This is a genomic window from Variovorax paradoxus (assembly GCF_024734665.1).
Classification (GTDB): Bacteria; Pseudomonadota; Gammaproteobacteria; order Burkholderiales; family Burkholderiaceae_C; genus Variovorax.
Genome location: NZ_CP102931.1, coordinates 6,024,403 through 6,049,662, shown reverse-complemented (window position 1 = coordinate 6,049,662; position 25,260 = coordinate 6,024,403). Strand labels below are relative to the sequence as shown.

At 65.5% G+C, this 25,260-nt stretch carries 19 protein-coding genes and 1 tRNA gene; 14 read left to right on the top strand and 6 right to left on the bottom strand.

Annotated elements, in window-relative coordinates; all coding sequences use genetic code 11:
- The first annotated feature begins 192 nt into the window (after positions 1-192).
- The 8 genes from rpoB to NWF24_RS28350 all read left to right on the top strand — a co-directional run bounded on the left by rpoB (position 193) and on the right by NWF24_RS28350 (position 14,597).
- On the top strand, positions 193-4,317 hold the full coding sequence (gene rpoB / locus NWF24_RS28385; RefSeq protein WP_093057182.1) for a DNA-directed RNA polymerase subunit beta: 4,125 nt from the start codon (positions 193-195) through the stop codon (positions 4,315-4,317).
- Positions 4,318-4,338: 21 nt separating this feature from the next.
- Positions 4,339-8,574, top strand: a complete 4,236-nt coding sequence (gene rpoC, locus NWF24_RS28380; protein ID WP_258351448.1) for a DNA-directed RNA polymerase subunit beta' — start codon at positions 4,339-4,341, stop codon at positions 8,572-8,574.
- A gap of 102 nt (positions 8,575-8,676) precedes the next feature.
- Positions 8,677-9,285, top strand: coding sequence for a lema family protein (locus NWF24_RS28375; protein ID WP_093057184.1), 609 nt, complete (start codon positions 8,677-8,679; stop codon positions 9,283-9,285).
- An 80-nt stretch (positions 9,286-9,365) separates the two neighbouring features.
- Positions 9,366-10,754 (top strand): 16S rRNA (cytosine(967)-C(5))-methyltransferase RsmB, encoded by a 1,389-nt coding sequence (rsmB, locus tag NWF24_RS28370; RefSeq protein WP_375338423.1) that lies wholly within the window; start codon positions 9,366-9,368, stop codon positions 10,752-10,754.
- A gap of 46 nt (positions 10,755-10,800) precedes the next feature.
- A complete protein-coding gene (locus NWF24_RS28365) occupies positions 10,801-11,376 on the top strand; it encodes a DUF4390 domain-containing protein (protein WP_375338491.1) in 576 nt (191 codons plus the stop codon).
- Positions 11,373-13,703: a sensor histidine kinase gene (locus NWF24_RS28360; RefSeq protein WP_258351446.1), complete on the top strand. Its 2,331-nt coding sequence runs from the start codon at positions 11,373-11,375 to the stop codon at positions 13,701-13,703. The genes NWF24_RS28365 and NWF24_RS28360 overlap by 4 nt, the downstream gene beginning before the upstream one ends.
- A 92-nt stretch (positions 13,704-13,795) precedes the next feature.
- Positions 13,796-14,497, top strand: a complete 702-nt coding sequence (locus NWF24_RS28355; RefSeq protein WP_093057187.1) for a response regulator — start codon at positions 13,796-13,798, stop codon at positions 14,495-14,497.
- A gap of 24 nt (positions 14,498-14,521) precedes the next feature.
- Positions 14,522-14,597 (top strand) — tRNA-Phe (locus tag NWF24_RS28350).
- A 67-nt stretch (positions 14,598-14,664) separates the two neighbouring features.
- Here the strand turns inward: NWF24_RS28350 and NWF24_RS28345 are convergent.
- From NWF24_RS28345 to NWF24_RS28330, 4 genes are all read right to left on the bottom strand, one after another.
- Positions 14,665-15,021, bottom strand: a complete 357-nt coding sequence (locus NWF24_RS28345; RefSeq protein WP_258351445.1) for a hypothetical protein — start codon at positions 15,019-15,021, stop codon at positions 14,665-14,667.
- 63 nt (positions 15,022-15,084) lie between these two features.
- Positions 15,085-15,534, bottom strand: a complete 450-nt coding sequence (locus NWF24_RS28340; RefSeq protein ID WP_258351444.1) for a low affinity iron permease family protein — start codon at positions 15,532-15,534, stop codon at positions 15,085-15,087.
- A gap of 148 nt (positions 15,535-15,682) precedes the next feature.
- Positions 15,683-16,084 carry a PaaI family thioesterase gene (locus tag NWF24_RS28335; protein WP_258351443.1) on the bottom strand — a complete coding sequence of 134 codons (402 nt, stop codon included), beginning with the start codon at positions 16,082-16,084 and terminating at the stop codon, positions 15,683-15,685.
- Positions 16,085-16,157: 73 nt separating this feature from the next.
- Positions 16,158-16,940 (bottom strand): IclR family transcriptional regulator, encoded by a 783-nt coding sequence (locus tag NWF24_RS28330; protein WP_258351442.1) that lies wholly within the window; start codon positions 16,938-16,940, stop codon positions 16,158-16,160.
- 108 nt (positions 16,941-17,048) lie between these two features.
- On the opposite strand from NWF24_RS28330, the gene NWF24_RS28325 reads away from it, so the two are divergent.
- From NWF24_RS28325 to NWF24_RS28305, 5 genes are read left to right on the top strand one after another with little or no spacing between them, the layout of a single operon-like run.
- Positions 17,049-18,059 carry a TRAP transporter substrate-binding protein gene (locus NWF24_RS28325; protein WP_258351441.1) on the top strand — a complete coding sequence of 337 codons (1,011 nt, stop codon included), beginning with the start codon at positions 17,049-17,051 and terminating at the stop codon, positions 18,057-18,059.
- A 22-nt stretch (positions 18,060-18,081) separates the two neighbouring features.
- On the top strand, positions 18,082-18,528 hold the full coding sequence (locus NWF24_RS28320) for a type II 3-dehydroquinate dehydratase (RefSeq protein WP_258351440.1): 447 nt from the start codon (positions 18,082-18,084) through the stop codon (positions 18,526-18,528).
- 15 nt (positions 18,529-18,543) lie between these two features.
- Positions 18,544-19,125 carry a TRAP transporter small permease gene (locus NWF24_RS28315; RefSeq protein WP_258351439.1) on the top strand — a complete coding sequence of 194 codons (582 nt, stop codon included), beginning with the start codon at positions 18,544-18,546 and terminating at the stop codon, positions 19,123-19,125.
- Positions 19,122-20,402, top strand: a complete 1,281-nt coding sequence (locus tag NWF24_RS28310; protein WP_097200277.1) for a TRAP transporter large permease — start codon at positions 19,122-19,124, stop codon at positions 20,400-20,402. Before NWF24_RS28315 ends, NWF24_RS28310 begins: the two co-directional genes overlap by 4 nt.
- Positions 20,403-20,428: 26 nt before the next feature.
- Positions 20,429-21,436 carry a TRAP transporter substrate-binding protein gene (locus NWF24_RS28305; protein WP_258351438.1) on the top strand — a complete coding sequence of 336 codons (1,008 nt, stop codon included), beginning with the start codon at positions 20,429-20,431 and terminating at the stop codon, positions 21,434-21,436.
- 9 nt (positions 21,437-21,445) lie between these two features.
- Here NWF24_RS28305 and NWF24_RS28300 read toward each other — a convergent pair whose 3' ends face one another.
- Both NWF24_RS28300 and NWF24_RS28295 read right to left on the bottom strand, forming a co-directional pair.
- The gene (locus tag NWF24_RS28300) at positions 21,446-22,141 is read right to left on the bottom strand and encodes an aspartate/glutamate racemase family protein (RefSeq protein ID WP_258351437.1); all 696 of its coding nucleotides are present in this window, start codon (positions 22,139-22,141) and stop codon (positions 21,446-21,448) included.
- A 43-nt stretch (positions 22,142-22,184) separates the two neighbouring features.
- Complete coding sequence (locus NWF24_RS28295; RefSeq protein ID WP_258351436.1) at positions 22,185-23,603, bottom strand: MFS transporter; 1,419 nt, start codon at positions 23,601-23,603, stop codon at positions 22,185-22,187.
- 252 nt (positions 23,604-23,855) lie between these two features.
- Between NWF24_RS28295 and NWF24_RS28290 the strand changes: the two genes are divergently transcribed.
- Positions 23,856-25,217: a dicarboxylate/amino acid:cation symporter gene (locus NWF24_RS28290; protein WP_258351435.1), complete on the top strand. Its 1,362-nt coding sequence runs from the start codon at positions 23,856-23,858 to the stop codon at positions 25,215-25,217.
- Positions 25,218-25,260: the final 43 nt, after the last annotated feature.

Sequence of the window (25,260 nt, the reverse complement as noted above, 5' to 3'; positions counted from 1 at the left end):
CCGAAGGGCTCCGGAAAAGCCAAAACGAGCCGGGATTTTGAGTGTCTTCTGACCCCGACTGCAGAAGACCCCTTGGTTCGGGCGATGTGCAACGCATCGCTGTCCGCCAACGGCTGGTAGTGGCCAGCCGCCAAGCAGTGGTGCCTCGGCACTGCTGACAAGTCGCTGAAGATCTCAAGCACCGGAGCTCTCATGGCCCAATCGTCCGCGTACAGTTACACCGAACGCAAGCGCATCCGAAAAAGTTTCGGCAATCGCGATAGCGTCGTCGAAATTCCCTACCTGCTGCAGATGCAGAAAGACGCGTACACCGCGTTCCTGCAAGCCGGCATTCCCCCGAAACAACGCACCGTCGAAGGCCTGCAGGCCGCGTTCGACGCTGCCTTCCCGATCGTCTCGCACAACGGTTTCGTCGAGATGAAGTTCCTCGAGTACAACCTGGCGAAGCCGGCGTTCGACGTGCGTGAGTGCCAGACCCGTGGTCTGACCTTCGCCTCGGCCGTGCGCGCCAAGGTCCAGCTCATCATCTATGACCGCGAGTCGTCGACTTCGCAGTCGAAGGTGGTCAAGGAAGTGAAGGAACAAGAGGTCTACATGGGCGAAGTGCCGCTCATGACCGAAAAGGGTTCGTTCATCATCAACGGCACCGAACGCGTGATCGTCTCGCAGCTGCACCGTTCGCCGGGCGTGTTCTTCGAACACGACAAGGGCAAGACGCACAGCTCGGGCAAGCTGCTGTTCTCGGCCCGCGTGATTCCTTACCGCGGTTCGTGGCTCGACTTCGAGTTCGACCCGAAGGACATGCTGTACTTCCGCGTGGACCGTCGCCGCAAGATGCCGGTCACGATCCTGCTGAAGGCCATCGGCCTGAACCCGGAATCGATCCTCGCGAACTTCTTCGTGAACGACAACTTCCGCCTGATGGACAGCGGCGCGCAGATGGAGTTCGTCTCCGAGCGCCTGCGCGGCGAAGTCGCGCGCTTCGACATCACCGACAAGTCGGGCAAGGTCGTGGTCGCCAAGGACAAGCGCGTTACGGCGCGCCACACGCGTGAGCTCGAGCAGGGCGGCACCACGCACATCAGCGTGCCGGAAGACTTCCTGATCGGCCGCGTGATCGCACGCAACATCGTCGACGCCGACTCCGGCGAAATCCTGGCCAAGGCCAACGACGAGCTGACCGAAGCGCTGCTGAAGAAGCTGCGCACGGCCGGCGTGCAAGACGTGCAGGTGATCTACACGAACGAACTCGACCAGGGCGCGTACATCTCGCAGACCCTGCGCATCGACGAAACCGTGGACGAATTCGCTGCGCGCGTGGCCATCTACCGCATGATGCGCCCCGGCGAGCCGCCGACGGAGGACGCCGTGCAGGCCCTGTTCCAGCGCCTGTTCTACAACCCGGACACGTACGACCTGTCGCGCGTCGGCCGCATGAAGTTCAACGCCAAGGTCGGCCGCGACGAATCGACCGGCCCGATGGTGCTGACCAACGAAGACATCCTGGCCGTGGTCAAGATCCTCGTTGACCTGCGCAACGGCAACGGCGAAGTCGACGACATCGACCACCTGGGCAACCGCCGCGTGCGTTGCGTGGGCGAACTGGCCGAAAACCAGTACCGCACCGGCCTGGCACGTATCGAGAAGGCCGTGAAGGAACGTCTGGGTCAAGCGGAGCAAGAGCCGCTGATGCCGCACGACCTGATCAACAGCAAGCCGATCTCGGCTGCGCTGAAGGAATTCTTCGGCGCCTCGCAGCTGTCGCAGTTCATGGACCAGACGAACCCGCTGTCCGAAATCACCCACAAGCGCCGTGTGTCGGCCCTTGGCCCGGGTGGTCTGACGCGTGAACGTGCAGGCTTCGAAGTGCGCGACGTGCACGTGACCCACTACGGCCGCGTGTGCCCGATCGAAACGCCTGAAGGCCCGAACATCGGCCTGATCAACTCGCTGGCCCTGTACGCCCGCCTGAACGAATACGGCTTCATCGAGACGCCGTACCGTCGGGTGATCGACAGCAAGGTCACGATGGACATCGACTACCTGTCGGCCATCGAAGAAGGCAAGTACGTCATCGCCCAGGCCAACGCGGCCCTGGACAAGGACGGCAAGCTGACCGGCGACCTGGTCTCGGCGCGTGAAGCCGGCGAATCGATCCTGGTCGGTGCCGAACGCATCCAGTACATGGACGTGTCGCCCGCGCAGATCGTGTCGGTGGCCGCATCGCTCGTGCCGTTCCTCGAGCACGACGACGCGAACCGCGCGTTGATGGGCGCCAACATGCAGCGTCAGGCCGTGCCTGTGCTGCGCCCCGAGAAGCCGATGGTCGGTACGGGTATCGAGCGCGTCTCCGCGGTCGACTCCGGCACCGTGGTCACGGCCACCCGCGGCGGTATCGTCGACTACGTCGATGCGACCCGTGTCGTGGTGCGCGTGAACGACGCCGAAGCGGCTGCCGGTGAAGTCGGTGTGGACATCTACAACCTGATCAAGTATCAGCGTTCGAACCAGAACACCAACATCCACCAGCGTCCCATCGTCAAGCGCGGCGACAAGATCGCCAAGGGCGACGTGGTGGCCGACGGTGCATCGACCGACCTCGGCGAACTGGCCCTCGGCCAGAACATGCTGATCGCGTTCATGCCGTGGAACGGCTACAACTTCGAAGACTCGATCCTGATCTCGGAACGCGTCGTCGCCGAAGACCGCTACACCTCGATCCACATCGAGGAACTGGTGGTGATGGCTCGCGACACGAAGCTGGGCGCCGAAGAAATCACGCGCGACATCCCGAACCTGGCCGAGCAGCAGCTCAACCGCCTCGACGAATCCGGCATCATTTATGTCGGCGCCGAAGTGCAGCCGGGCGACACGCTGGTGGGCAAGGTCACGCCGAAGGGCGAGACCACGCTGACGCCTGAAGAGAAGCTGCTTCGCGCCATCTTCGGCGAGAAGGCTTCCGATGTGAAGGACACCTCGCTGCGTGTGGATCAGGGCTCGCAAGGCACCGTGATCGACGTGCAGGTGTTCACCCGCGAAGGCATCACGCGCGACAAGCGCGCCCAGCAGATCATCGACGACGAGCTCAAGCGCTTCCGCCTCGACCTGAACGACCAGCTTCGCATCGTCGAAGCCGACGCGTTCGACCGTATCGAGAAGCTGCTGACGGGCAAGGTCGCCAACGGCGGCCCGAACAAGCTGGCCAAGGGCACCAAGCTCGACAAGGCCTACCTGTCGTCGGTCGAGAAGTTCCACTGGTTCGACATCCGCCCGGCAGAAGACGAAGTGGCTTCGCAGCTCGAGTCGATCAAGAACTCGCTGGAGCAGACGCGCCACAGCTTCGACCTCGCGTTCGAAGAAAAGCGCAAGAAGCTCACGCAGGGCGACGAGCTGCCCGCGGGCGTGCTCAAGATGGTCAAGGTCTACCTGGCCGTCAAGCGCCGCCTGCAACCCGGCGACAAGATGGCCGGCCGCCACGGCAACAAGGGTGTGGTGTCGAAGATCGTTCCGGTCGAAGACATGCCCCACATGGCCGACGGCACGCCGTGCGACATCTGCCTGAACCCGCTGGGCGTGCCTTCGCGGATGAACGTGGGCCAGGTGCTCGAGGTGCATCTGGGCTGGGCCGGCAAGGGCATCGGCCAGCGCATCGGTGACCTGCTGCAGCAAGAGGCCAAGGTGGCCGAGCTGCGCAAGTTCATGGAGCAGCTGTACAACGGCTCGGGCCGCCAGGAAAACATCAGCTCGCTGAACGACACCGAACTGCTCGAAATGGCAGCGAACCTGCAGAACGGCGCGACCTTCGCGACGCCTGTGTTCGACGGCGCTTCGGAAGAAGAAATCCGCGGCATGCTGAAGCTCGCCTACCCGGACGACATCGCAAAGCTCAAGGGCCTGACCGATACGCGCACGCAGGCGTACCTGTTCGACGGCCGCACCGGCGACCAGTTCGAGCGTCCCGTCACCGTCGGCTACATGCACTTCCTGAAGCTGCATCACCTGGTCGACGACAAGATGCACGCGCGTTCCACCGGCCCGTACTCGCTCGTCACGCAGCAACCGCTGGGCGGCAAGGCGCAGTTCGGCGGCCAGCGTTTCGGGGAAATGGAAGTGTGGGCGCTGGAAGCTTACGGCGCCGCCTACGTCCTGCAGGAAATGCTGACCGTGAAGTCCGACGACGTGCAAGGCCGTACCAAGGTGTACGAAAGCATCGTCAAGGGCGAGCACTCGATCGAAGCCGGCATGCCGGAATCGTTCAACGTGCTGGTCAAGGAAATTCGTTCGCTGGGCCTCGACATCGAGCTCGAGCGTTCTTAATTTGAAAAGGGAAAGAGTCTTATGAAATCGCTACTCGACCTGTTCAAGCAATTCACGCCTGATGAGCATTTCGATGCCATCAAGATCGGCATGGCTTCGCCCGAGAAGATCCGTTCGTGGTCTTTCGGCGAGGTGAAGAAGCCCGAGACGATCAACTACCGCACGTTCAAGCCCGAGCGCGACGGTCTCTTCTGCGCCAAGATCTTCGGCCCCATCAAGGACTACGAGTGCCTGTGCGGCAAGTACAAGCGCCTGAAGCACCGCGGCGTGATCTGCGAGAAGTGCGGCGTTGAAGTCACGCAGACCAAGGTGCGTCGCGAGCGCATGGGTCACATCGATCTGGCCGCGCCCTGCGCCCACATCTGGTTCCTGAAGTCGCTGCCGTCGCGCCTGGGCCTCGTGCTCGACATGACGCTGCGCGACATCGAACGCGTGCTGTATTTCGAAGCCTACGTGATCACCGACCCCGGCATGACCCCGCTGAAGAAGTTCGGCATCATGTCCGAGGACGACTACGACGCGAAGCGCAAGGAATACGGTGACGAATTCGTCGCCAAGATGGGCGCCGAAGGCATCAAGGACCTGCTCGAAGGCATCGAACTCGACAGCGAGATCGAACGTTTGCGCGGCGACCTGACCGGCTCCGAAGTCAAGGTCAAGAAGAACTCCAAGCGCCTGAAGGTGCTGGAAGCCTTCCGCAAGTCGGGCATCAAGCCCGAGTGGATGGTGCTCGACGTGCTGCCCGTGCTGCCGCCGGACCTGCGTCCGCTGGTGCCGCTGGACGGCGGCCGCTTCGCGACCTCCGACCTGAACGACCTGTATCGCCGCGTCATCAACCGCAATTCGCGTCTGCGCCGCCTGCTGGAGCTGAAGGCTCCGGAAATCATCGCGCGCAACGAAAAGCGGATGCTGCAGGAAGCCGTCGACTCGCTGCTGGACAACGGCCGCCGTGGCAAGGCCATGACGGGCGCCAACAAGCGCGCGCTGAAGTCGCTGGCCGACATGATCAAGGGCAAGAGCGGCCGCTTCCGCCAGAATCTGCTGGGCAAGCGCGTCGACTACTCGGGCCGTTCGGTCATCGTGGTGGGCCCGACGCTCAAGCTGCACCAGTGCGGCCTGCCGAAGCTGATGGCGCTCGAGCTGTTCAAGCCCTTCATCTTCTCGCGCCTCGAAGCCATGGGCATCGCGACCACGATCAAGGCTGCCAAGAAGGAAGTCGAATCGGGCACGCCGGTGGTCTGGGACATCCTGGAAGAGGTCATCAAGGAGCACCCGGTCATGCTGAACCGCGCTCCGACGCTGCACCGTCTGGGCATCCAGGCCTTCGAACCCATCCTGATCGAAGGCAAGGCCATCCAGTTGCACCCGCTCGTCTGCGCGGCATTCAACGCCGACTTCGACGGCGACCAGATGGCTGTTCACGTGCCGCTGTCGGTGGAAGCGCAAATGGAAGCCCGCACGCTGATGCTGGCCTCCAACAACGTGCTGTTCCCGGCTTCGGGCGAACCGTCGATCGTTCCTTCGCAGGACGTGGTGCTGGGTCTGTACTACACGACCCGCGACCGCATCAACGGCAAGGGCGAGGGCCTGATCTTCTCCGACATCGGTGAAGTGCAGCGCGCGCTCGACGCCAACGAAGTCGAACTCACCGCCAAGGTGGCAGTGCGCATCACGGAATACACCAAGAACAAGGAAACCGGCGAATTCACGCCGTCGACCTCGCTCGTGGACACCACCGTGGGCCGTGCCCTGCTGTCCGAGATCCTGCCGAAGGGCCTGCCGTTCTCGAACATCAACAAGGCGCTGAAGAAGAAGGAAATCTCCAAGCTCATCAACGTCTCGTTCCGCAAGTGCGGCCTGAAAGAGACCGTCGTGTTCGCCGACAAGCTGCTGCAAAACGGCTTCCGTCTGGCGACCAAGGCCGGTATCTCGATTGCCATCGACGACATGCTGGTGCCCGCTGAGAAGCACGGCATCATCGAGCGCTCCGCCAAGGAAGTGAAGGAGATCGAGCAGCAGTACGTGTCCGGTCTGGTGACCTCCGGCGAACGCTACAACAAGGTGGTGGACATCTGGGGCAAGGCCGGCGACGAAGTGTCGAAGGTCATGATGGCCAAGCTGTCGAAGCAGCGCGTCATCGACCGCCACGGCAAGGAAGTCGAGCAGGAGTCCTTCAACTCGATCTACATGATGGCCGACTCGGGCGCCCGCGGTTCCGCGGCCCAGATTCGCCAGGTGGCCGGTATGCGGGGCCTGATGGCCAAGCCGGACGGCTCGATCATCGAGACGCCCATTACCGCGAACTTCCGCGAAGGCCTGAACGTGCTGGAGTACTTCATCTCCACCCACGGTGCCCGTAAGGGTCTGGCCGACACGGCGCTGAAGACGGCGAACTCGGGCTACCTGACCCGTCGTCTGGTCGACGTGACGCAAGACCTGGTCGTGACCGAGCAGGACTGCGGCACCCACGGCGGCTATCTGATGCGCGCCATCGTCGAAGGCGGTGAAGTGATCGAGTCGCTGCGCGACCGTATCCTCGGCCGCTCGGCTGCGGACGACGTGCTGCACCCGGAAAACCGCTCGGTGCTGCTGAAGGCCGGCGAGATGTTCGACGAAGACAACATCGAAGCGCTGGAAGCGCAAGGCGTCGACGAGGTCAAGGTCCGCACCGCGCTGACCTGCGAAACCCGCTTCGGCATCTGCGCGACCTGCTACGGACGCGACCTGGGCCGCGGCGGCCTGATCAACATCGGCGAAGCAGTCGGTGTGATCGCTGCGCAGTCCATCGGCGAACCCGGCACGCAGCTGACGATGCGTACCTTCCACATCGGTGGTGCCGCTTCGCGCGCTGCCATCGCTTCGAGCGTGGAAGCCAAGTCGAACGGCTCGATCGGCTTCAACGCCACGATGCGCTACGTGACCAACAGCAAGGGCGAGCTGGTCGTGATTTCGCGTTCGGGCGAGATCGTCATTCATGACGAGCACGGCCGTGAGCGCGAACGCCACAAGGTGCCGTACGGCGCGACCCTGACGGTCAAGGCCGACCAGCAGATCAAGGCCGGTCACGTGCTTGCCAACTGGGATCCGCTGACGCGCCCGATCATTACCGAGTTCGCCGGCAAGACGCAGTTCGAAAACGTCGAGGAAGGCCTCACGGTTGCGAAGCAGGTGGACGAAGTGACCGGTCTGTCGACCCTGGTGGTTATCGACCCGAAGCGCCGCGGCGCTGCCAAGGTCGTGCGCCCGCAGGTGAAGCTCATCGACGCCTCCGGCGCCGAAGTGAAGATCCCGGGCACCGACCACTCGGTGACGATCGGCTTCCCGATCGGCGCTCTGGTCCAGATCCGTGACGGTCAGGACGTGGGCCCCGGCGAAGTGCTGGCGCGTATTCCGGTCGAAGGCCAGAAGACCCGCGACATTACCGGCGGTCTGCCGCGCGTTGCCGAGCTGTTCGAAGCCCGTTCGCCGAAGGACAAGGGCATGCTGGCTGAAATGACCGGCACCGTGTCGTTCGGCAAGGAAACGAAGGGCAAGATCCGCCTGCAGATCACCGATCCGGAAGGCACCGTCTGGGAAGACCTCGTGCCGAAGGAAAAGAACATCCTGGTGCACGAAGGCCAGGTGGTGAACAAGGGCGAATCCGTGGTCGACGGCCCGGCGGACCCGCAGGACATCCTGCGCCTGCTGGGTTCGGAAGAACTGGCGCGCTACATCGTGGACGAAGTGCAGGACGTGTACCGCCTGCAGGGTGTGAAGATCAACGACAAGCACATCGAGGTGATCGTTCGCCAGATGCTGCGCCGCGTCGTGGTCGACAACATCGGCGACACGAGCTACATCTCCGGCGAACAGGTCGAACGCAGCGAAATGCTCAACACCAACGACGCCCTGCGCGCCGACGGCAAGATCCCCGCTACGTTCACCAACCTGCTGCTGGGTATCACGAAGGCGTCGCTGTCGACCGACTCGTTCATCTCGGCTGCTTCGTTCCAGGAAACGACGCGCGTGCTGACCGAAGCCGCGATCATGGGCAAGCGCGACGAGCTGCGCGGCCTGAAGGAAAACGTCATCGTCGGCCGCCTGATCCCCGCAGGCACCGGCATGGCTTACCACCAGGCCCGCAAGGTCAAGGACGCCATGGACGAAGCCGAGCGCCGCGCCATCGCCGAATCGGAAGCTGCCGAACTGGCAGGCTCCGCCGACAGCGATGCAACGGCCAGCACGGCTGACGCCAGCGAAGGCGCTGCGACCGAATAACTCGGTAGCATCACCGGCCATGACCGGTACACCACGCCCCCCGACCGCCTCCGGTTGGGGGGCGTTTTTCTTTGTGTTTTCAATGATGAGGCGTTGTCGTCGATGAGCGTATTGCCCGAATCGCTGACCAGCTGGATCGTGATCGCGGTCCTGCTGTTCTGGTTTGTCGGTGCCTATAACCGGCTGGTGCGTTTGCGCGCGGCCGTGCTGCAGGCCTACGGCCTGCTCGATGCGGCCCTGGGCAAGCAGCTCGATTTCGTGCAGGCCAGCATCACCGCTGCCCCACCAGTGGAAGCGTCGCCAACGGGTGAATCGCTGTCATCCATCGCGCCATTGCAGGCTGCGACCACCCAGCTCGCGACCCTGCTCGGCGCGACCCGGCTGCACCCGTTGGACACTGGCGTCATGGCCGCGCTGGCTACCGCGCTGCAGGTGTGGATCAATGCGTGGCGGCGCCAGCACCCGGACGATGTGACGGTGTTCGACGCCGATGGCACGCTGTCGCGGCCGGCGCAACTGCAGCCCGGGACCGAGGCCACGGTGCCCAGCGCCATCGAGCCGATCGCATGGCCCGAGCCTTCGGCCGCGGCGGAGATCGCGCGCAGCCAGTTCAACCAGGCGGTGGGGCACTACAACGCTGCGATCGCGCAGTTTCCGGCGCTGCTGGTGGCATGGGCCGTGCGTCTGCGTCCGGCGGCTCCGCTGCTCTGAGTTCGGCGCCCGGCGCGGTTCTTTCTTCTTTCCATTGCGCGGCGTCCGGCTTTACGGTCGCCCGTTACCATCGCCCCAACTTGTCAGAACTACCTTCCGATCCTTCCTCCGGCAGCAACAACGGTGCGCCGTCGCTGCAGCCCCCGCTCTGGCGCCAACTGCAACTGACCGCGGTGGCGCTGGCGTCGATTCGCGCCGGCACCTCGGGCTCGGTTGCCTTCGAGGCGGTCGAGCCTTCGCTGCGCCCCGGCGTGCAGGCGCTCGGCTTCCAGGTGCTGCGCTGGCTCGGCCGCGCCGAGGCCTTGCGCCGTCACCTGGCCAAGCGCACGCCGCCGCCGCTGCCCGATGCCCTGCTGTGCACCGCGCTGGCGCTGGCCTGGGACAGCGAACGTGCACCCTACGAACCTTTCACGCTGGTCGACCAGGCCGTCGAGGCTGCCAAGCGCAACCCGGCCACGCGGGCGCAGGCCAGCTTCATCAACGCCTGTCTGCGGCGCTTTTTGCGTGAGCGCGACGAGCTCGTGGCCGCCACCGACACAGAACCCGTCGCGCAATGGAACCACCCGCGCTGGTGGATCGAGCGCCTCAAGCGCGACCATCCGCGCGACTGGCAGCGGGTGCTGGCCGCCGACAACGCGCAGGCGCCGATGACGCTGCGGGTCAACGCCCAGAAATCGACCGTGGCTTCCTATCTGGCGGAGCTTGAAGCCGTCGGTCTCGGTGCGACACGCGTGGGCCTCAGCGGCCTGCAGCTGACGCGCGCACGTCCCGTGCAGCAGCTGCCCGGTTTTGCCGATGGCGCCAGCTCGGTGCAGGACTCCGCCGCGCAGATGGCCGCACCGCTGCTGCTCGAAGGCCTCTTGCCGACGAAGCCGGGTGCTGCGGCGCCGCTGCGCGTGCTCGATGCCTGCGCCGCCCCCGGTGGCAAGACCGCGCACCTGCTCGAAATGGCTGCCCCCGGGGCCATCGACGTGACCGCCCTGGAAGTCGATGCCGTCCGCAGCCGCCGCATCGACGAAACCCTGGCCCGCATCGGCCTCAGTGCCAAGGTGCTCGTCGCCGACGCGGGGCGTCCGGACCAATGGTGGGACGGCACACCCTTCGACGCCATCCTGCTCGACGCGCCATGCACCGCATCGGGCATCGTGCGGCGCCATCCCGATGTGCGCTGGCTGCGCCGCGAAAGCGATACGGCCCAGCTCGCAGCCCAGCAGGCCGCCCTCCTGGCCGCGCTCTGGCCGCTGGTGCGGCCCGGCGGCCGGCTTCTTTACTGCACCTGCTCCGTGTTCCGCGAAGAGGGTTCGCAACAAATTGATGCGTTTCTTGTACACAACACCGACGCACGATTGCTGCCATCGCCGGGCCATTTGCTGCCCCAAAGCGGGTCGAATGCCCGTGGCGTCCCGGACAATCCCTCTGGTGACCACGACGGTTTCTTCTACGCCCTGCTTGAGAAGCGCCCGCACTGAACGGCGCTGGCCGGCCTTGCTGGCCGTCCTGCTCTGGGCCTGGGCAATGTCGATGGTCTTGCTGCTGCCAGCCCCGGCGGCCGCCCAGGGCCGCAACGGCACGTCGATCACCCAGATGCGTCTCGAGCAGGCCGACGACGGCGTCTACTTCAGCGCTGCCGTGCAGTTCGAGCTGCCCTCGCTGGTGGAGGAAGTGCTCGACAAGGGCATCGCCATCTATTTCGTGGCCGAGGCCGAGCTCTACCAGGAACGCTGGTACTGGACCGACCGCAAGGTCGCCCAAGTTGCGCGCCACATGCGGCTGGCCTACCAGCCGCTCACGCGTCGCTGGCGGCTCAATGTGTCGGCGGCGCCGATGACCGGCGCGGCCGGCCTGGGCATCTCGCTGAACCAGAACTTCGACACCCTCGGCGACGCGCTCGACGCCATCAAGCGCATCGGCCGCCTGCGGCTGGGCGACCTGGCCGAGATCGGCGACGACCCGCAGCACCAGGTTACTTTCCGCTTCCGGCTCGACACCTCGCAGCTGCCGCGCCCGTTCCAGATCGGCGTGGTGGGGCAGGCCGACTGGAACATCGCCGCTGAACGCACGGCCAAGCTTCCGCTGGAGAAGCAGAAGTGAGCACTTCGGGGCGCAGCGGCGCAGCGGCCACGCCGGCCGCGCGCCGCGCGCGGGCCACGCGCTGGGCCATCGGTGTCGGTGCCGCGTTGGTCACGGCCATCGGCCTGGTGCTGATGTTCCTGCTGGCGCAGGCCACCAACAACCGCGCGCTGTACGAGCGCTACTACGTGCGCCTGTTCGGCATCAACGTCGTGGTGGCGGTGCTGCTGGTGCTGGTGATCGGCTGGGTTGCCTTCCGCCTGCTGCGGCGGCTGCGGCAGGGCAAGTTCGGCAGCCGGCTGCTCATCAAGCTGGCGGCCATCTTCGCGCTGGTGGGCGTGGTGCCCGGGGCGCTGGTCTACGTGGTGTCTTACCAGTTCGTCGCACGCTCCATCGAGAGCTGGTTCGACGTCAAGGTCGAGGGCGCGCTCGATGCCGGCCTCAACCTGGGGCGCGCCACGCTCGACTCGCTGTCCGACGACCTCGCCGCCAAGACGCGCGGCGCCAGCGCGCAGCTGGCGCAAGTGCCCGACACGAGCGCGGGCCTGGTGCTGGAACGCATCCGCGACCAGCTCGAAGCCACCGACGTGATCCTCTGGGCCGGCAACGGGCAACTGGTGGCCAGCGCTGGCTCCTCGCGCTTCCAGCTGAACCCCGAGCGGCCAACCGTGCAGCAGTTCCGCCAGGTCCGCCCCGAGCGCGCCGTCGCGCACGTCGAGGGGCTGGACGAAACCGCCGCGCCGGGCGCGACCCCGCCGGTGGCGAGCGTGCGCGCGCTCGCCATGGTGCAGAGGCCGGGCTTCGACTTCGACACCGCGCCGCGCTATCTGCAGGTCACGCGGCCGCTGCCGCCGGCCGTGGTCGCCAACGCGCTGGCTGTGCAGGAGGCCAACCGCGAATACCAGGAGCGGGCGCTCGCGCGCGAGGGCCTGCGCCGCATGTACATCGGCACGCTCACGCTGAGCCTGTTCCTCGCCGTGTTCGGTGCGGTGCTGCTGGCCGTGCTGTTCGGCAATCAGCTTGCGCGGCCGCTGCTCGTGCTGGCAGACGGCGTGCGCCAGGTGGCGGCCGGCGACCTGCGGCCCACCGCCGTGCTGCAGGGCAAGGACGAACTCGGCGGCCTCACGCGCTCGTTCGCCGTCATGACGCAGCAGCTGGCCGACGCCCGCGGCGCGGTCGAGAAGACCATGGGCCAGCTCGACGCCGCGCGCGCCAACCTGCAGACCATTCTGGACAACCTGACATCGGGCGTGATCGTGCTCGACGCCAAGGGCACTGTGCTGTCCACCAATCCGGGCGCGACCCGCGTGCTGCGCGCACCGCTCGCGGCCTACGAAGGCCGGGCGCTCGTCGATGTACCGGGCCTGGCCGAGTTCGGCGCCAAGGTGCAGCAACAGTTCGACGATTTTCTTGTCGAGCGCATGCAGCACGGCCTCGACCACTGGCAGCACGCTTTCGAGCTGCACGCTTCCGGCACCGACCTGCCGCAGCAGGACGGCGCCATCAACATAGTCGCGCGGGGCGCGGAGCTGCCCGGAGCCGCGCGGCTGCTGGTGTTCGACGACATCTCCGAAATCGTCTCGGCCCAGCGCGCACAGGCCTGGGGCGAAGTGGCGCGCCGCCTCGCGCACGAGATCAAGAACCCGCTCACGCCTATCCAGCTCTCGGCCGAGCGGCTCGAGATGAAGCTCTCGGGCAAGGTCCCGCCGCCCGAACAGGCCGTGCTCGTGAAGTCGGTGAAGACCATCGTCGACCAGGTCGATGCGATGAAGCGGCTGGTGAACGAGTTCCGCGACTACGCGCGCCTGCCCGCGGCCGACCTCAAGCCGGTGGACCTCAACGCCTTGCTGACCGACGTGCTCCAGCTCTACAACGCCGAGAGCCTGCCGATCACGCTGCGCTCAGAACTCGACGAGCGCTGCCCGCCCATCCGCGGCGACGCACAGCAGATCCGCCAGGTCATACACAACCTGTTGCAGAACGCGCAGGACGCCGCCGAAGCTGCCGCCAGCGGCACGGGCAAGGCCGGTGAGGTCGTCATCCGCACGCGGCTAGGCGATTCGGGGCAGCGCGTGCGCCTGACGGTGCAGGACAGCGGCCCGGGTTTTGCCGAAAATATTTTGAAGCGCGCCTTCGAGCCCTACGTAACCACGAAAACAAAAGGTACTGGTTTGGGCCTTGCGGTCGTGAAGAAAATCGCGGACGAGCACGGTGCGCGCATCGAGCTTTCCAACCGCGTCGTCGATGGGGCTGTAGCAGGGGCACAAGTCTCGCTATCATTCGCGCTGGCAGGCGAGCCGCGGGCAGCGGTCGCTCACACCGAAGATTCGAAGTCTTCCGCCGCCTGAGCCGCACGAATCTCCGTCGTCGCACAGGCGATGGATGGGCCAGCGGACCCTCAATACATTGCAGACACCAGCGCAAACAACAAGCAGCACTCATGGCAAACATTCTCGTGGTCGATGACGAGCTGGGCATCCGGGACCTGCTCTTCGAAATTCTCAATGACGAAGGCCACAACGTGGAGCTCGCGGAAAACGCCGCCGAAGCCCGCGCTGCGCGCCAGCGCGCACGGCCCGATCTCGTGCTGCTCGACATCTGGATGCCCGACACCGACGGCGTCACGCTGCTCAAGGAGTGGTCCACCGCGGGCCTGCTGAGCATGCCCGTCATCATGATGAGCGGCCACGCCACTATCGACACCGCAGTCGACGCCACGCGCATCGGCGCCTTCGCCTTCCTCGAAAAGCCCATCACCATGCAGAAGCTGCTCAAGGCAGTGGAGCAGGGCCTGGCGCGCGAGAGCGCACGCCGCGCCGCGGCAGGCGTGGTGCCCGCGCCGGTCACCGGCAACCAGGCGGCCGCTATCACGACGACAGGCGACAGCCTGCTGATGGCCTCGCTCGCTTCCGTGCCCGTGGTCGACGCCGGCCCGCAATCGACGCAGAGCTTCGACCTCGACCGCCCGCTGCGCGATGCGCGCGATGGTTTCGAGAAGGCGTACTTCGAGTTTCACCTCGCGATGGAGAACGGTTCGATGACCCGCGTCGCCGAGAAAACCGGTCTCGAACGCACCCATCTGTACCGCAAGCTCAAACAACTTGGCGTCGATCTTTCAAGAGGGCGCAGAAGCGCTGTATAATTTAGGGCTGCACACAAATGCAATGGCCCGGTAGCTCAGTTGGTAGAGCAGCGGATTGAAAATCCGCGTGTCGGTGGTTCGATTCCGCCCCAGGCCACCATATTCCGCAAGGCGCTACAACTTTCGAGGTTGTAGCGCCTTTTTGCTTTTGCGCTAGCAAATCGGCGTCATTGCGGCACCTGTTCGCGTAGCAGGGCGCCACGCAAGGAGTTGATCGTGCCGTCCGCGGCTTCGATGGGCCGCTGCAGTTCCTCATTGACGAGGCGGATCAACGCGCCGAGTTCGGAGCGGGTTGGATAGACCTCTTCGCAATCATTCACCTGCTGTGGAAAGATAAGCTTCTCGAGGCATGCATATGCGCAGTGCACGTCGCGAATGTTTTCGATGTCGTCGCCTGCTTGCAGCGCGCATGATTCGGGGTTGTGCTGAAGAGAGTGTGACGGTGGCGCTGCGTCGGGCGCCGCAGCGGGTTCTTCGACGGAATGAGGGAGCGTGCGCGTGAACGGGCGAGCGGATCTGGCCATGCGTGCCTGATACGGCGCAACAAGCAGCTCATCACCATATTGGATATGGCCGCTTGCCGGCAGCTATGGATCGATTGAGCGGGCGTTGCTGCCTCGGTCCACGCGGTGGTCATGGTGGCCGCGGCGTTTGCGCTCGGTCTGGGCTTTCTCCAGCGTCTCCTGGCTTTTCTTGGCAGCCGCCTCGCAGCGCTCGTGCAGCGCAATCAACTCCCTGTCCGTGAGTTTCTCGATGCCGATGAAGTCATCCTCCGCGTTGGAGGAGCGGATCAGTTCGTCCAGCTTGGTCTGCAAGGCCACACCATCGCGGTTCTGGGTGTTCTGAATGAGGAAGACCATCAGGAAGGTGACGATGGTGGTGCCCGTGTTGATCACGAGTTGCCATGTCTCCGAAAAGCCGAAGAACGGCCCCGAAACCGCCCAGGCCACGACAACGGCCACACAGATCAGAAAGGCCGCCGGGCTGCCGGCCATGCGCGCGAAGGTGTTGGCGAAGGAGTCGAAGAGTCGTTCCATGGGCTTGTTCTCCAGTGCGGGGCGATGCTGGCGCCGTTGCGCGCGCGGATACGTCAGCCGACGCCGTCTCTCGCGCCATCGCAATGCCCGTGGCGCTGTCGGCCAGAGGCGCCGGGGCAGGCCCTCGCCGGGACAGGCGCTCGCTAGGCTACTCCAGCACCAGCTGCGTCTGCGTGACGACCGCGCACAGCTTGCCGTCGGCATTGGTGACCGAGGTTTGCCACACATGCGTCGTGCGCCCGCGATGCAGCGCCATGCAGGTGCCCGTGACGGTAGTGCCGAGGCGCGCGCCCGCGATGAACTTGGTGCTCGAATCTGTGGTCGTCGTGCGCTTGCCTTCGGGCAGGTTGGCGATGGTGCCGACCGCACCCAGCGTGTCGGCGAAGGCCATGTGGGCGCCGCCGTGCAGGATGCCGCCAGCGGTGCACAGGTCTTGCCGCACCTCCATCTGCGCGACCACGCGGTCGGGTGCGAGCTCGGTGAGCCGTACGCCCATCAGGCCGGGGAAGATCGTGTCCAGCAGTTTCTGGATCGCGGCGATGTCGTGCATGGATGTCTCCTTGGTTTGTCGAGGAGGCTCCATTCTGAATAGATAAGCGCCACGGCCGCTGCGCGATGTCCGGTCAGGCCCTTCGCTTGAACATCGCGGACGCTCCGCTGGCCTGCGCCACATCATCGGCCGACGCCAGCAGCACCGGTCCCAGTTCGAGCATGCGTTCCTCGGTCAGTCGCACCAGCGGCCCTGCGATGGTGATGACGCCGATCACCGCGCCGTTGCCGATGCGCACCGGCGCGGCCATGGCCGTCATTGCCGGCGCGAACACCTCGCTGATCATCGCGAAGCCGCGCTTGCGTGCCGCGCGCAGATACGCCAGCAGCGCTTTCACGGTGGTTGGCGCCTTCGGGCCGTAGTCCTCGGGCTTGCCGAAGCCCTGCTTGGCCACGAGTTGCAGCGCCTGCTCGTCCGTCATCGTCGACAGCCAGGCGTGGCCGGCGGAACTGCAGGAGAGGTTCACCGAAAGGCCCATGTCCGGGTCGTAGCGCAGGCCGCGCGTTGCACCCTGCGCCTTGGCGACGAAGGTGAGCTCGTCGCCGTCGACCACCGCCAGCCGCACCAGTTCGCCCGATTCGGCGGCGAGCCGGTCGAGCAGCGGCTGCGCCACGTCGACGATGCCGCTGTTGCTGAGGAAGCTCAGGCCCAGCGACACCAGCTTGATCGTGAGCATGTAGTCGCCGTGGCTCTGGTCCTGCCGCACATAGCCGCAGCGGATGAGCTCGGTCAGCAGGCGGTGCGTGGCGCTCAGCGGCATTTCCAGCTCGGCCGACAGTGCCGACAGCGCGCGGCCTTCGGGGTGGCCGGCCAGGTGTTCGAGGACCTTGAAGCTGCGTTCGAGTATGGCTGTCATGACGTCACTCTAGCGCTTTTGCCAAGTGTTTTCACTAGTGGAAATATTTTCCAATTCCGTCCTAAGATCGCGCCGCCCTTGCACCTTCACACAGTTGGAGATCACATCTTGAGAACGCTTCATCGCCAGCTGGCAGCGGCCGGCCTGACCCTCGCCCTGGCCATTCCCGCGTTCGCGCAGGGCGTGCAGGACCGTGTGATCCGCTTCGGCCACCTCAACAACGCCGACCACCCCGTGAGCTTCGGCGTGAAGCGTTTTGCCGAGCTGCTCGCGGCCAAGAGCGGCGGCAAGATGAAGGTGCAGGAGTTCCCGGCCTCGCAGCTGGGCAACGAGATGCAGCAGCAGTCGGCGCTGCAGGGCGGTGTGCAGCAGATGTCGGCACCGGCCACCACGTCGCTCGCGGGCATCGTCAAGGAGTTCGGCCTTGTCGACTTCCCGTTCGCGGTGGGCAGCTTCGCGCAGGCCGATGCGCTGCTCGACGGCCCGCTGGGCCAGGCGTTGATCGCGAAGCTGCCGGAGAAGGGGCTGGTGGCGCTGGGCTACTGGGACCTGGGCTTTCGCAACGTCACCAACAGCAAGCGGCCCATCACCAGGCATGAAGACCTCGAAGGCCTGAAGATCCGCGTCATTCCGAACCCCGTGTTCCTCGAAACCTTCAAGGCTTTCAAGGCCAACCCGGTGCCGATGCCTTTCGCCGAGCTGTACGGCGCGCTCGAGTCGAAGGCGGTCGATGGCCAGGAGAACCCGTACGCGGTGATCCTGTCGAACAAGTTCTACGAGGTGCAGAAGTTCGTGAGCGCCACGAACCATGTGTATGCGGCCAACATCGTGCTGGTCAGCAAGAAGTTCTGGGACTCGCTGAGCCCCGCCGAGCAGAAGATGATGCGCGAGGCCGCCGACGAAGCGCGCGGCTACCAGCGCCAGGTGAGCCGCGCCGCCGCGCAGCGCGCAGTAGGTGACTTGCAGGCCAAGGGTGCGCAGTTCAACGAGCTCGCGCCCGCCGAGCAGGCCCGCATGCGGCAGATTGCCAAGCCTGTCACCGAGCGTTTCGCCGCGAGCTATGACCCCGCCATCGTCAAGCTCTACACCGACGAACTCGCGCGCATCCGCAAGCAGTAAGACCTCCGACCGAAGGCGCCCCATGAAGATCCTCGTCCTGCACGGCCCCAATCTCAACCTGTTCGGCCGCCGCGAACCCCACATCTACGGCAAGACCACGTTGACCGAAATCAATGCGCAGCTGCAGCTGCTCGCCACCGAACTCGGCGTGACGCTGGACATCCTCCAGTCGAACCACGAAGGCGACCTGATCGACTTTTTGCACACCCACATCGACGAGGCTCAGGGTGCGCTGGTCAACCCGGCCGGCCTGACGCAGCACGGTGTGCCGCTGCACGACGCGATCAAGGCCATGCCGTTCCCGATCATCGAGGTGCACATGTCCAACATCGCCGCGCGCGAGACATGGCGTGCGCATTCGATCATCTCGCCGGCCGTGAAGGGCACGGTCCAGGGCCTGGGTCCGCAGTCGTACCTGGCCGCGTTGCGCGCACTGGTCGAGATGCACAGGCAGGCCGCGCCGGCCTGAGCAGGGAACACGCCCATGAATCGATGGATCGACCGGTGCTGCGCCGGCATCGAAGCCCTGATCGCAGCCGCGCTTGCGGTCATGGTCGTGCTGGTCTTCGGCAACGTGGTGCTGCGCTACGGCTTCAATTCGGGCATTACCCTGTCCGAGGAAGTCTCGCGCTGGCTCTTCATCTGGATGACTTTTCTCGGTGCGGTCGTCGCGCTGAAGGAGCACGGCCACCTGGGCGTCGACATGGTGGTGCAGAAGCTGCCACCCATCGGCAAGAAGATCTGCCTCGCGGTGGGGCACGTGGTGATGCTCTACATCGTGTGGCTGCTGTTCCAGGGCAGCACGGCGCAGACGCGCATCAACTGGGACGTGACCGCGCCGGTCACCGGCGCCTCGATGGCGGTGGTGTACATGTCAGGCGTGGTGTTCTCGGTGCTGGCCGCGTTCATCCTCATGCTCGACCTGCTGCGCCTGCTCACCGGGCGCATTGCCGAGAGCGACCTGGTGATGGTGCAGGAGTCCGAAGAAGCGGTACAGCTGCAGCAGATCCTCGGTTCGCAAGACAGCGCCGCGCAAGGCGATGCACAACAGGGAGCACGCAAGTGACCATCGTCGTCTTCGTGGGCTCGCTGCTCCTGGCCATGGCGATGGGCATTCCCATCGCGTTCTCGCTGCTGGCCAGCGGCGTCGCGCTGATGTGGCACCTTGATCTGTTCGACGCGCAGATCCTCGCGCAGAACGTGATCGGCGGCGCCGACAGCTTTCCGCTGCTGGCCGTTCCGTTCTTCATGCTGGCCGGCGAGATCATGAACGTGGGCGGCCTCTCCAAGCGCATCGTCGACTTCGCGCTCGCGCTGGTCGGCCATGTGAAAGGCGGCCTTGGCTACGTGACCATCATGGCGGGTTGCCTGCTCTCCGCGCTCTCGGGGTCGGCCGTGGCCGACGCGGCCGCGCTGACGGCGCTGCTGCTGCCGATGATGGTCAAGGCGGGCCATGACAAGGCGCGCGCGGGCGGGCTCATCGCGGCCACCGGCGTGATCGGCCCGGTGATCCCGCCGAGCATCGGGCTCGTGATCTTCGGCGTGGCGGCCAACGTCTCGATCTCCAAGCTGTTTCTCGCGGCCATCGTGCCGGGCCTGCTGATCGGCGGCGCGCTGTGGATCACCTGGGCGTGGCTGGTGCGGCGCGAGAAGATCGTGCCTCCGCCTCGCAAGTCGGGCGCCGAAATCTTCACCGCATTTCGCAAGGCGCTGTGGGCGCTGATGCTGCCGGTGATCATTCTCGTGGGCTTGCGCATGGGCGTGTTCACGCCGACCGAGGCGGCCGTGGTGGCCGCCGTCTATGCGCTTTTCGTGTCGATCGTGGTCTATCGCGAGCTGAGCTGGAAGGATCTCTACGCGGTGTTCGTGGGTGCGGCCAAGACCAGTGCCATCGTGATGTTCCTGATCGCCGCGGCCATGGTGAGCGCATGGCTCATCACGGTGGCCGACCTGCCTTCGAAGGTGGTGGGGCTGCTGCAGCCCTTCATGGGCAATCAGATCCTGCTGATGATCGCGATCATGGTGCTGGTGATGATCGTGGGCACCGCGATGGACATGACGCCGACCATCCTGATCCTCACGCCCGTGCTGATGCCCATCGTGAAAGCTGCGGGCATCGACCCGGTCTACTTCGGCGTGCTCTTCATCATCAACAACTCGATCGGCCTGGTCACGCCGCCGGTGGGTACGGTCCTCAACGTGGTGGCCGGCGTCGGAAAGATCTCGATGGACGACGTCACGCGCGGCGTGGTGCCTTTCATGATCGCCGAGTTCGCCGTCATGTTCCTGATGGTGCTGTTCCCGTGGCTGGTGACGGGGCCGGCCAGGTTGTTCCACGGATAGACATATACATACAAGGAGACATTGCCATGAAGAAGCCTTCGATGCTGAAACTGCTGGTTGCCGCTGTCGCGTTGTTCGCCATGTGCGGCGCCGGTGCGCAGGTCAAGGAGCGAACGCTCAAGTTCGCGTTCCAGAACCAGACCGGCCATCCGCAGGCGCAGGGCGCGCAGAAGTTCGCCGACCTCGTGGCCGCCAAGTCGGGCGGCAAGATCACCGTCAAGCTGTTCGCGGGCGGCGCGCTCGGCGGCGATCTTCAGACCGTGTCGGCGCTGCAGGGCGGCACGGTCGAACTCACGGTGCTGAACGCGGGCATCCTCTCGGCGCAGGTCAAGGAGTTCGCGGCCTACGACTTTCCGTTCCTGTTCAACAGCGGCAAGGAGGCCGATGCGGTCACCGACGGACCCTTCGGCCAGAAGCTGATGGCCAGGCTGGAAGACAAGGGCCTGCACGGCCTGGGCTACTGGGACCTGGGCTTTCGCAACCTCACCAACAGCAAGCGGCCGATCGTGAAGGCGGACGACATCGCGGGGCTGAAGATCCGCGTGATCCAGTCGCCGATCTACATCGATCTGTTCGGTGCGCTGGGCGCGAACGCCACCCCGCTGCCGTTTCCCGAGCTGTATCCGGCCCTCGACCAGAAGGCGGTCGACGGGCAGGAGAACCCGAACACCACCATCCTGTCGTCCAAGTTCGCCGAGGTGCAGAAGTACATCACCCAGACCCGGCACATCTACAACCCGCAGGCGCTGTTGATCAGCAAGAAGACCTGGGACGGCATGAGCGCGGAAGAGAAAAAGATCATCACCGAGGCGTCGGCCGAATCGACCGCGTTCCAGCGCGAGGCCTCGCGCGGCGCCGCCGACAGCGCGCTCGACGCATTGAAGAAGGCGGGCATGACCGTGTCGGAGCTGCCGCCCGAAGAGATGGCGAAACTGCGCACGAAGGTGAAGCCGGTCATCGACAAGTACTCGGCCTCGGTCGGCGAGGCCACCGTGAAAGAGCTGATGGCCGAGATCGACAAGGTGCGCAAATAGGCGGGGGGCTCAGCCGGCCGTTGCGCGTCGCAGTGCCGCGCGCGCCAGCAGGCGTGTCGAGTCGAGTGTCGGAAGCGCCGAGTTGCAGTCGTTCAGCACCAATGGCAGTTCGGTGCAGCCCAGCGCCACAGCGTCGCAGCCGCGCGCCTTCAGGCCTTCGATCATCTGCTGCAGCACCGCGGTTGACTCGGGCCGGACCACGCCGCGCACCAGTTCGTCCATGATGATGCGGCCGAGCATTGCACGCTCATCGGCATCAGGCCGCACGGCTTCCAGTCCGGCGGCCGACAGCGCCTGCGGGTAGACCTCGCTGTCGACCAGCCAGCGCGTGCCCAGAACGCCCACTCGGCGAAAGCCCCGCGACACTGCCGCAGCTGCAACCACCTCGGCGATGTGGAGCCACGGCAGCGGCGACTGCGGCAGCACCCGATGCATCGCCTGGTGGATCGTGTTGTCGGGGCAGATCAGAAAATCAGCGCCAGCCGCCGCGAGCTTGCCCGCCGACGACAGCATCAGTTGCGCGACGCCGTCGATGTCGCCGCGATCGAGGCAGTCCACGTACGCGGCGAGCGAGTGCGTGTGCATTGAAACTTCGGGGTGCGCGTGGGCCTGGCCCATGTGCTGCGCGCCTTCGACGCACAGCGTGCGATAGCAGAGCGCAGCGCCTTCGGCCGAGCAGCCGACGATGCCAATGTGCAGTGGCATGGAAGAAATCTCCGAAAGAGAAACAGCAGGGCGAACGATGTTCTCACGGCCGTCGCGACACTGCCATGCCCGCATGGCGGTCGAGCCGTAGCGTCATCAGTGTCGCGATGGCCATCAGCAGGCCGACCACGTACCAGGCGTGATGGAAATCCGCGAGTTGCACCGCCGGCGCGCCGCGCAGCGCCTTCGAAGCGCCGAGCACCATCGCGCCCAGCGCCACGCCGAGCGCGAGCGAAACCTGCTGCAGCATCGTGCCAAGCGTGCTCGCGCCGGCGCGGGATTCGTCGGGCACGTCGGCAAAGGCCAGCGTGTTGATGGCCGTGAAGTTCATCGAGCGCGCCATGCCCGCGATGAAGAGCAGCACGCACACCCACGGCAACGGATCGCCCGGCGACAGCAGCCCGCAGCCGAACAGCGTGGCGGCGCAGATCGCACCGTTCACCGTCAGCACATTGCGAAAGCCGAAGCGCCGCAGCACCGCCGTGGTGGCGCTCTTCATCACGAGGTTGCCGCCCATGTACACCAGCAGCATTGAGCCCGCCTGAAACGCGTTCATGCCGAAGCCGATCTGGAACATCAGTGGCAGCAGGAAAGGCGAGGCGTTGATGGCGATGCGCGAGACAAAACCGGCCGTCGCGGTGGCCAGCGCATAGGTCGGCACCGCCAGCGCGCGCAGGTCGAGCAGGGGCGCTGTGGTGCGTCGCGCATGGCGCACCGCGGCGGCTGCGGCCACGGCGCCGGCTGCCAGCAGGCCGAGGGTGGCGGCCGAGCCCGGCTGCTGCCCGCCCAGGCGCGTGAGGCCTTCGACGAGCGCGGCCAGCGCAACGGCGGTGAGCACGAAGCCGACTGCGTCGAAGCGCGTCGGGGCCACGTCGGTGCGGCGGGGGAACAGCCGCATGATCAGCCACAGGCCCACGAGGCCCAGCGGCACGTTCAGCAGGAAGATCCAGCGCCACGAGGCATGCGTTGCGATGAGCCCGCCCAGCGGCGGGCCGATCACCGGCGCAATGAGCCCCGGCCAGGTGATGGTGCCGATGGCCTCTATCAGCCGGTGCTTCGGCGTCTCGCGCAGCACCACGAGCCGCCCCACCGGCGACATGAAGGCCGCCGCCGCCCCCTGCAGCACACGCGCCGCAACGAACACCTCGAAGGTGGGCGCCAGCCCGCAGGCGAGCGAGGCCACGGTGAAGGTGCCAACCGCGAGCGCAAACACCCGCCGCGCCCCGAAGCGCCCGGCGCACCAGCCCGCCGCCGGCACCAGCGCCGCCATCGCGATCAGGTAGACCGTGACGCCCAGGCTCGCGTCCAGCGCGCCCATGCCGAAGCCGGCTCCGATGGCCGGCAGCGCGGTAACGATGATGGTGGCGTCCAGCGTCTCCATGAAGAAGGCGGCCGCCACCGTGAGTGCGATGCGCTTGGAGGCGCTGTCCGTGGCCGCTGCCGGCTGGGCGTTGTCGTTCATGCGGCAAGTCTGACATCGTTGAATGAGGGCTAGGGTTTTCCCCGAGGCGTTGATCCGGTGGATCGGACGGGCGTTGCCCGCGCCATCCGGATCGTCGGCGGGTCGCGGTTCGCGTGCTCACCAAAAGGCTCATCAAATCAAGGACTTAGCGCGCGTCTCGCCTCGTGCGGCCCGTGGCATGTCGATTGCTCAACCACGGGGCCGGCCGCGCGCCCCGCTGCGGAGCCTGGCCACGAAATTGGAGACAACCCGATGAGCCACCCCGTGGAACACACCACCGCACCCAAGCCCTTCTACAAATCCCTGTATTTCCAGGTCATCACGGCCATCGTGCTCGGGGTGTTGCTGGGGCATTTCTATCCTGACACCGGCGCTTCGATGAAGCCGCTGGGCGACGGCTTCATCAAGCTGATCAAGATGATCATCGCGCCGATCATCTTCTGCACGGTGGTGGTGGGCATCGCCGGCATGGAAGACATGAAGAAGGTCGGCAAGACCGGCGGCCTGGCGCTGCTGTACTTCGAGGTCGTGAGCAGCATCGCGCTGGTGGTGGGCCTCGTCATCATCAACATCGTGAAGCCGGGCGCGGGCATGAACGTCGACGTGAGCCAGCTCGACACCAAGAGCATTGCGGCCTACACCGGCCCGGGCAAGATGCAGAGCACCACCGACTTCCTGCTCAACATCATTCCTAACACGGTGGTCGATGCCTTTGCCAAGGGCGAGATCCTGCAGGTGCTGCTGATCGCGGTGATGTTCGGCTTTGCGCTGCACAAGTTCGGCGGCCGCGGCACGCTGGTGTTCGATGTGATCGAGAAGGGCTCGCACGTGCTCTTCGTGATCGTCGGCTACATCATGAAGGTCGCGCCCATCGGCGCCTTCGGTGCCATGGCCTTCACCATCGGCAAGTACGGCGTGAGCTCGCTGCTGCAGCTGGGCCAGCTGATGGCCACCTTCTATGCCACCTGCCTGTTCTTCATCTTCGTGGTGCTGGGGCTCATAGCAAGGTTCCACGGCTTCAGCATCTGGAAGTTCATCAAGTACATCAAGGAAGAGCTGCTGATCGTGTTGGGCACCTCGTCGAGCGAGTCGGTGCTGCCGCGCATGATGGCCAAGCTGGAGAACCTGGGCGCGAAGAAGTCGGTGGTCGGGCTGGTGGTGCCCACGGGCTACTCGTTCAACCTCGATGGCACCTCGATCTACCTGACGATGGCGGCCGTGTTCATCGCGCAGGCGACCAACACCGACATGTCGCTGACGCAGCAGCTCACGCTGCTGGCCGTGCTGCTGCTCACTTCGAAGGGCGCGGCGGGCGTCACGGGCAGCGGCTTCATCGTGCTGGCGGCCACGCTGTCTGCGGTGGGCCATGTGCCGGTGGCGGGGCTCGCGCTCATCCTGGGCATCGACCGCTTCATGTCGGAAGCCCGTGCGCTGACTAACCTGATCGGCAACGGCGTGGCCACCATCGTGGTCGCCAAGTGGACCGGTGACCTCGACACCGTGCGCATGCACCAGCACCTGGACCAGGAAAGCACGGTGGAAGCCGACGAGCCCGAGCGCGTGCTCGATGCCACCGAGGCGCACATGCCCGCCAGCCCGGCACGACAGGCCTGACGCCTTCCTTACCGGCCCCGCGAAAGCGGGGCGGCGCAGGGCC

Bases quoted from the DNA above. Each gene is read 5' to 3' on its own strand.
- NWF24_RS28375 (WP_093057184.1), top strand. From the start codon at position 8,677: ATGAGCGTATTGCCCGAATCGCTGACCAGCTGGATCGTGATCGCGGTC.
- rpoC (WP_258351448.1), top strand. From the start codon at position 4,339: ATGAAATCGCTACTCGACCTGTTCAAGCAATTCACGCCTGATGAGCAT.
- NWF24_RS28315 (WP_258351439.1), top strand. From the start codon at position 18,544: ATGAATCGATGGATCGACCGGTGCTGCGCCGGCATCGAAGCCCTGATC.
- NWF24_RS28335 (WP_258351443.1), bottom strand. From the start codon at position 16,084: ATGCACGACATCGCCGCGATCCAGAAACTGCTGGACACGATCTTCCCC.
- NWF24_RS28320 (WP_258351440.1), top strand. From the start codon at position 18,082: ATGAAGATCCTCGTCCTGCACGGCCCCAATCTCAACCTGTTCGGCCGC.
- NWF24_RS28340 (WP_258351444.1), bottom strand. From the start codon at position 15,534: ATGGAACGACTCTTCGACTCCTTCGCCAACACCTTCGCGCGCATGGCC.
- NWF24_RS28345 (WP_258351445.1), bottom strand. From the start codon at position 15,021: ATGGCCAGATCCGCTCGCCCGTTCACGCGCACGCTCCCTCATTCCGTC.
- NWF24_RS28330 (WP_258351442.1), bottom strand. From the start codon at position 16,940: ATGACAGCCATACTCGAACGCAGCTTCAAGGTCCTCGAACACCTGGCC.
- rpoB (WP_093057182.1), top strand. From the start codon at position 193: ATGGCCCAATCGTCCGCGTACAGTTACACCGAACGCAAGCGCATCCGA.
- NWF24_RS28290 (WP_258351435.1), top strand. From the start codon at position 23,856: ATGAGCCACCCCGTGGAACACACCACCGCACCCAAGCCCTTCTACAAA.
- NWF24_RS28305 (WP_258351438.1), top strand. From the start codon at position 20,429: ATGAAGAAGCCTTCGATGCTGAAACTGCTGGTTGCCGCTGTCGCGTTG.
- NWF24_RS28365 (WP_375338491.1), top strand. From the start codon at position 10,801: ATGTCGATGGTCTTGCTGCTGCCAGCCCCGGCGGCCGCCCAGGGCCGC.
- NWF24_RS28355 (WP_093057187.1), top strand. From the start codon at position 13,796: ATGGCAAACATTCTCGTGGTCGATGACGAGCTGGGCATCCGGGACCTG.
- NWF24_RS28295 (WP_258351436.1), bottom strand. From the start codon at position 23,603: ATGAACGACAACGCCCAGCCGGCAGCGGCCACGGACAGCGCCTCCAAG.
- NWF24_RS28300 (WP_258351437.1), bottom strand. From the start codon at position 22,141: ATGCCACTGCACATTGGCATCGTCGGCTGCTCGGCCGAAGGCGCTGCG.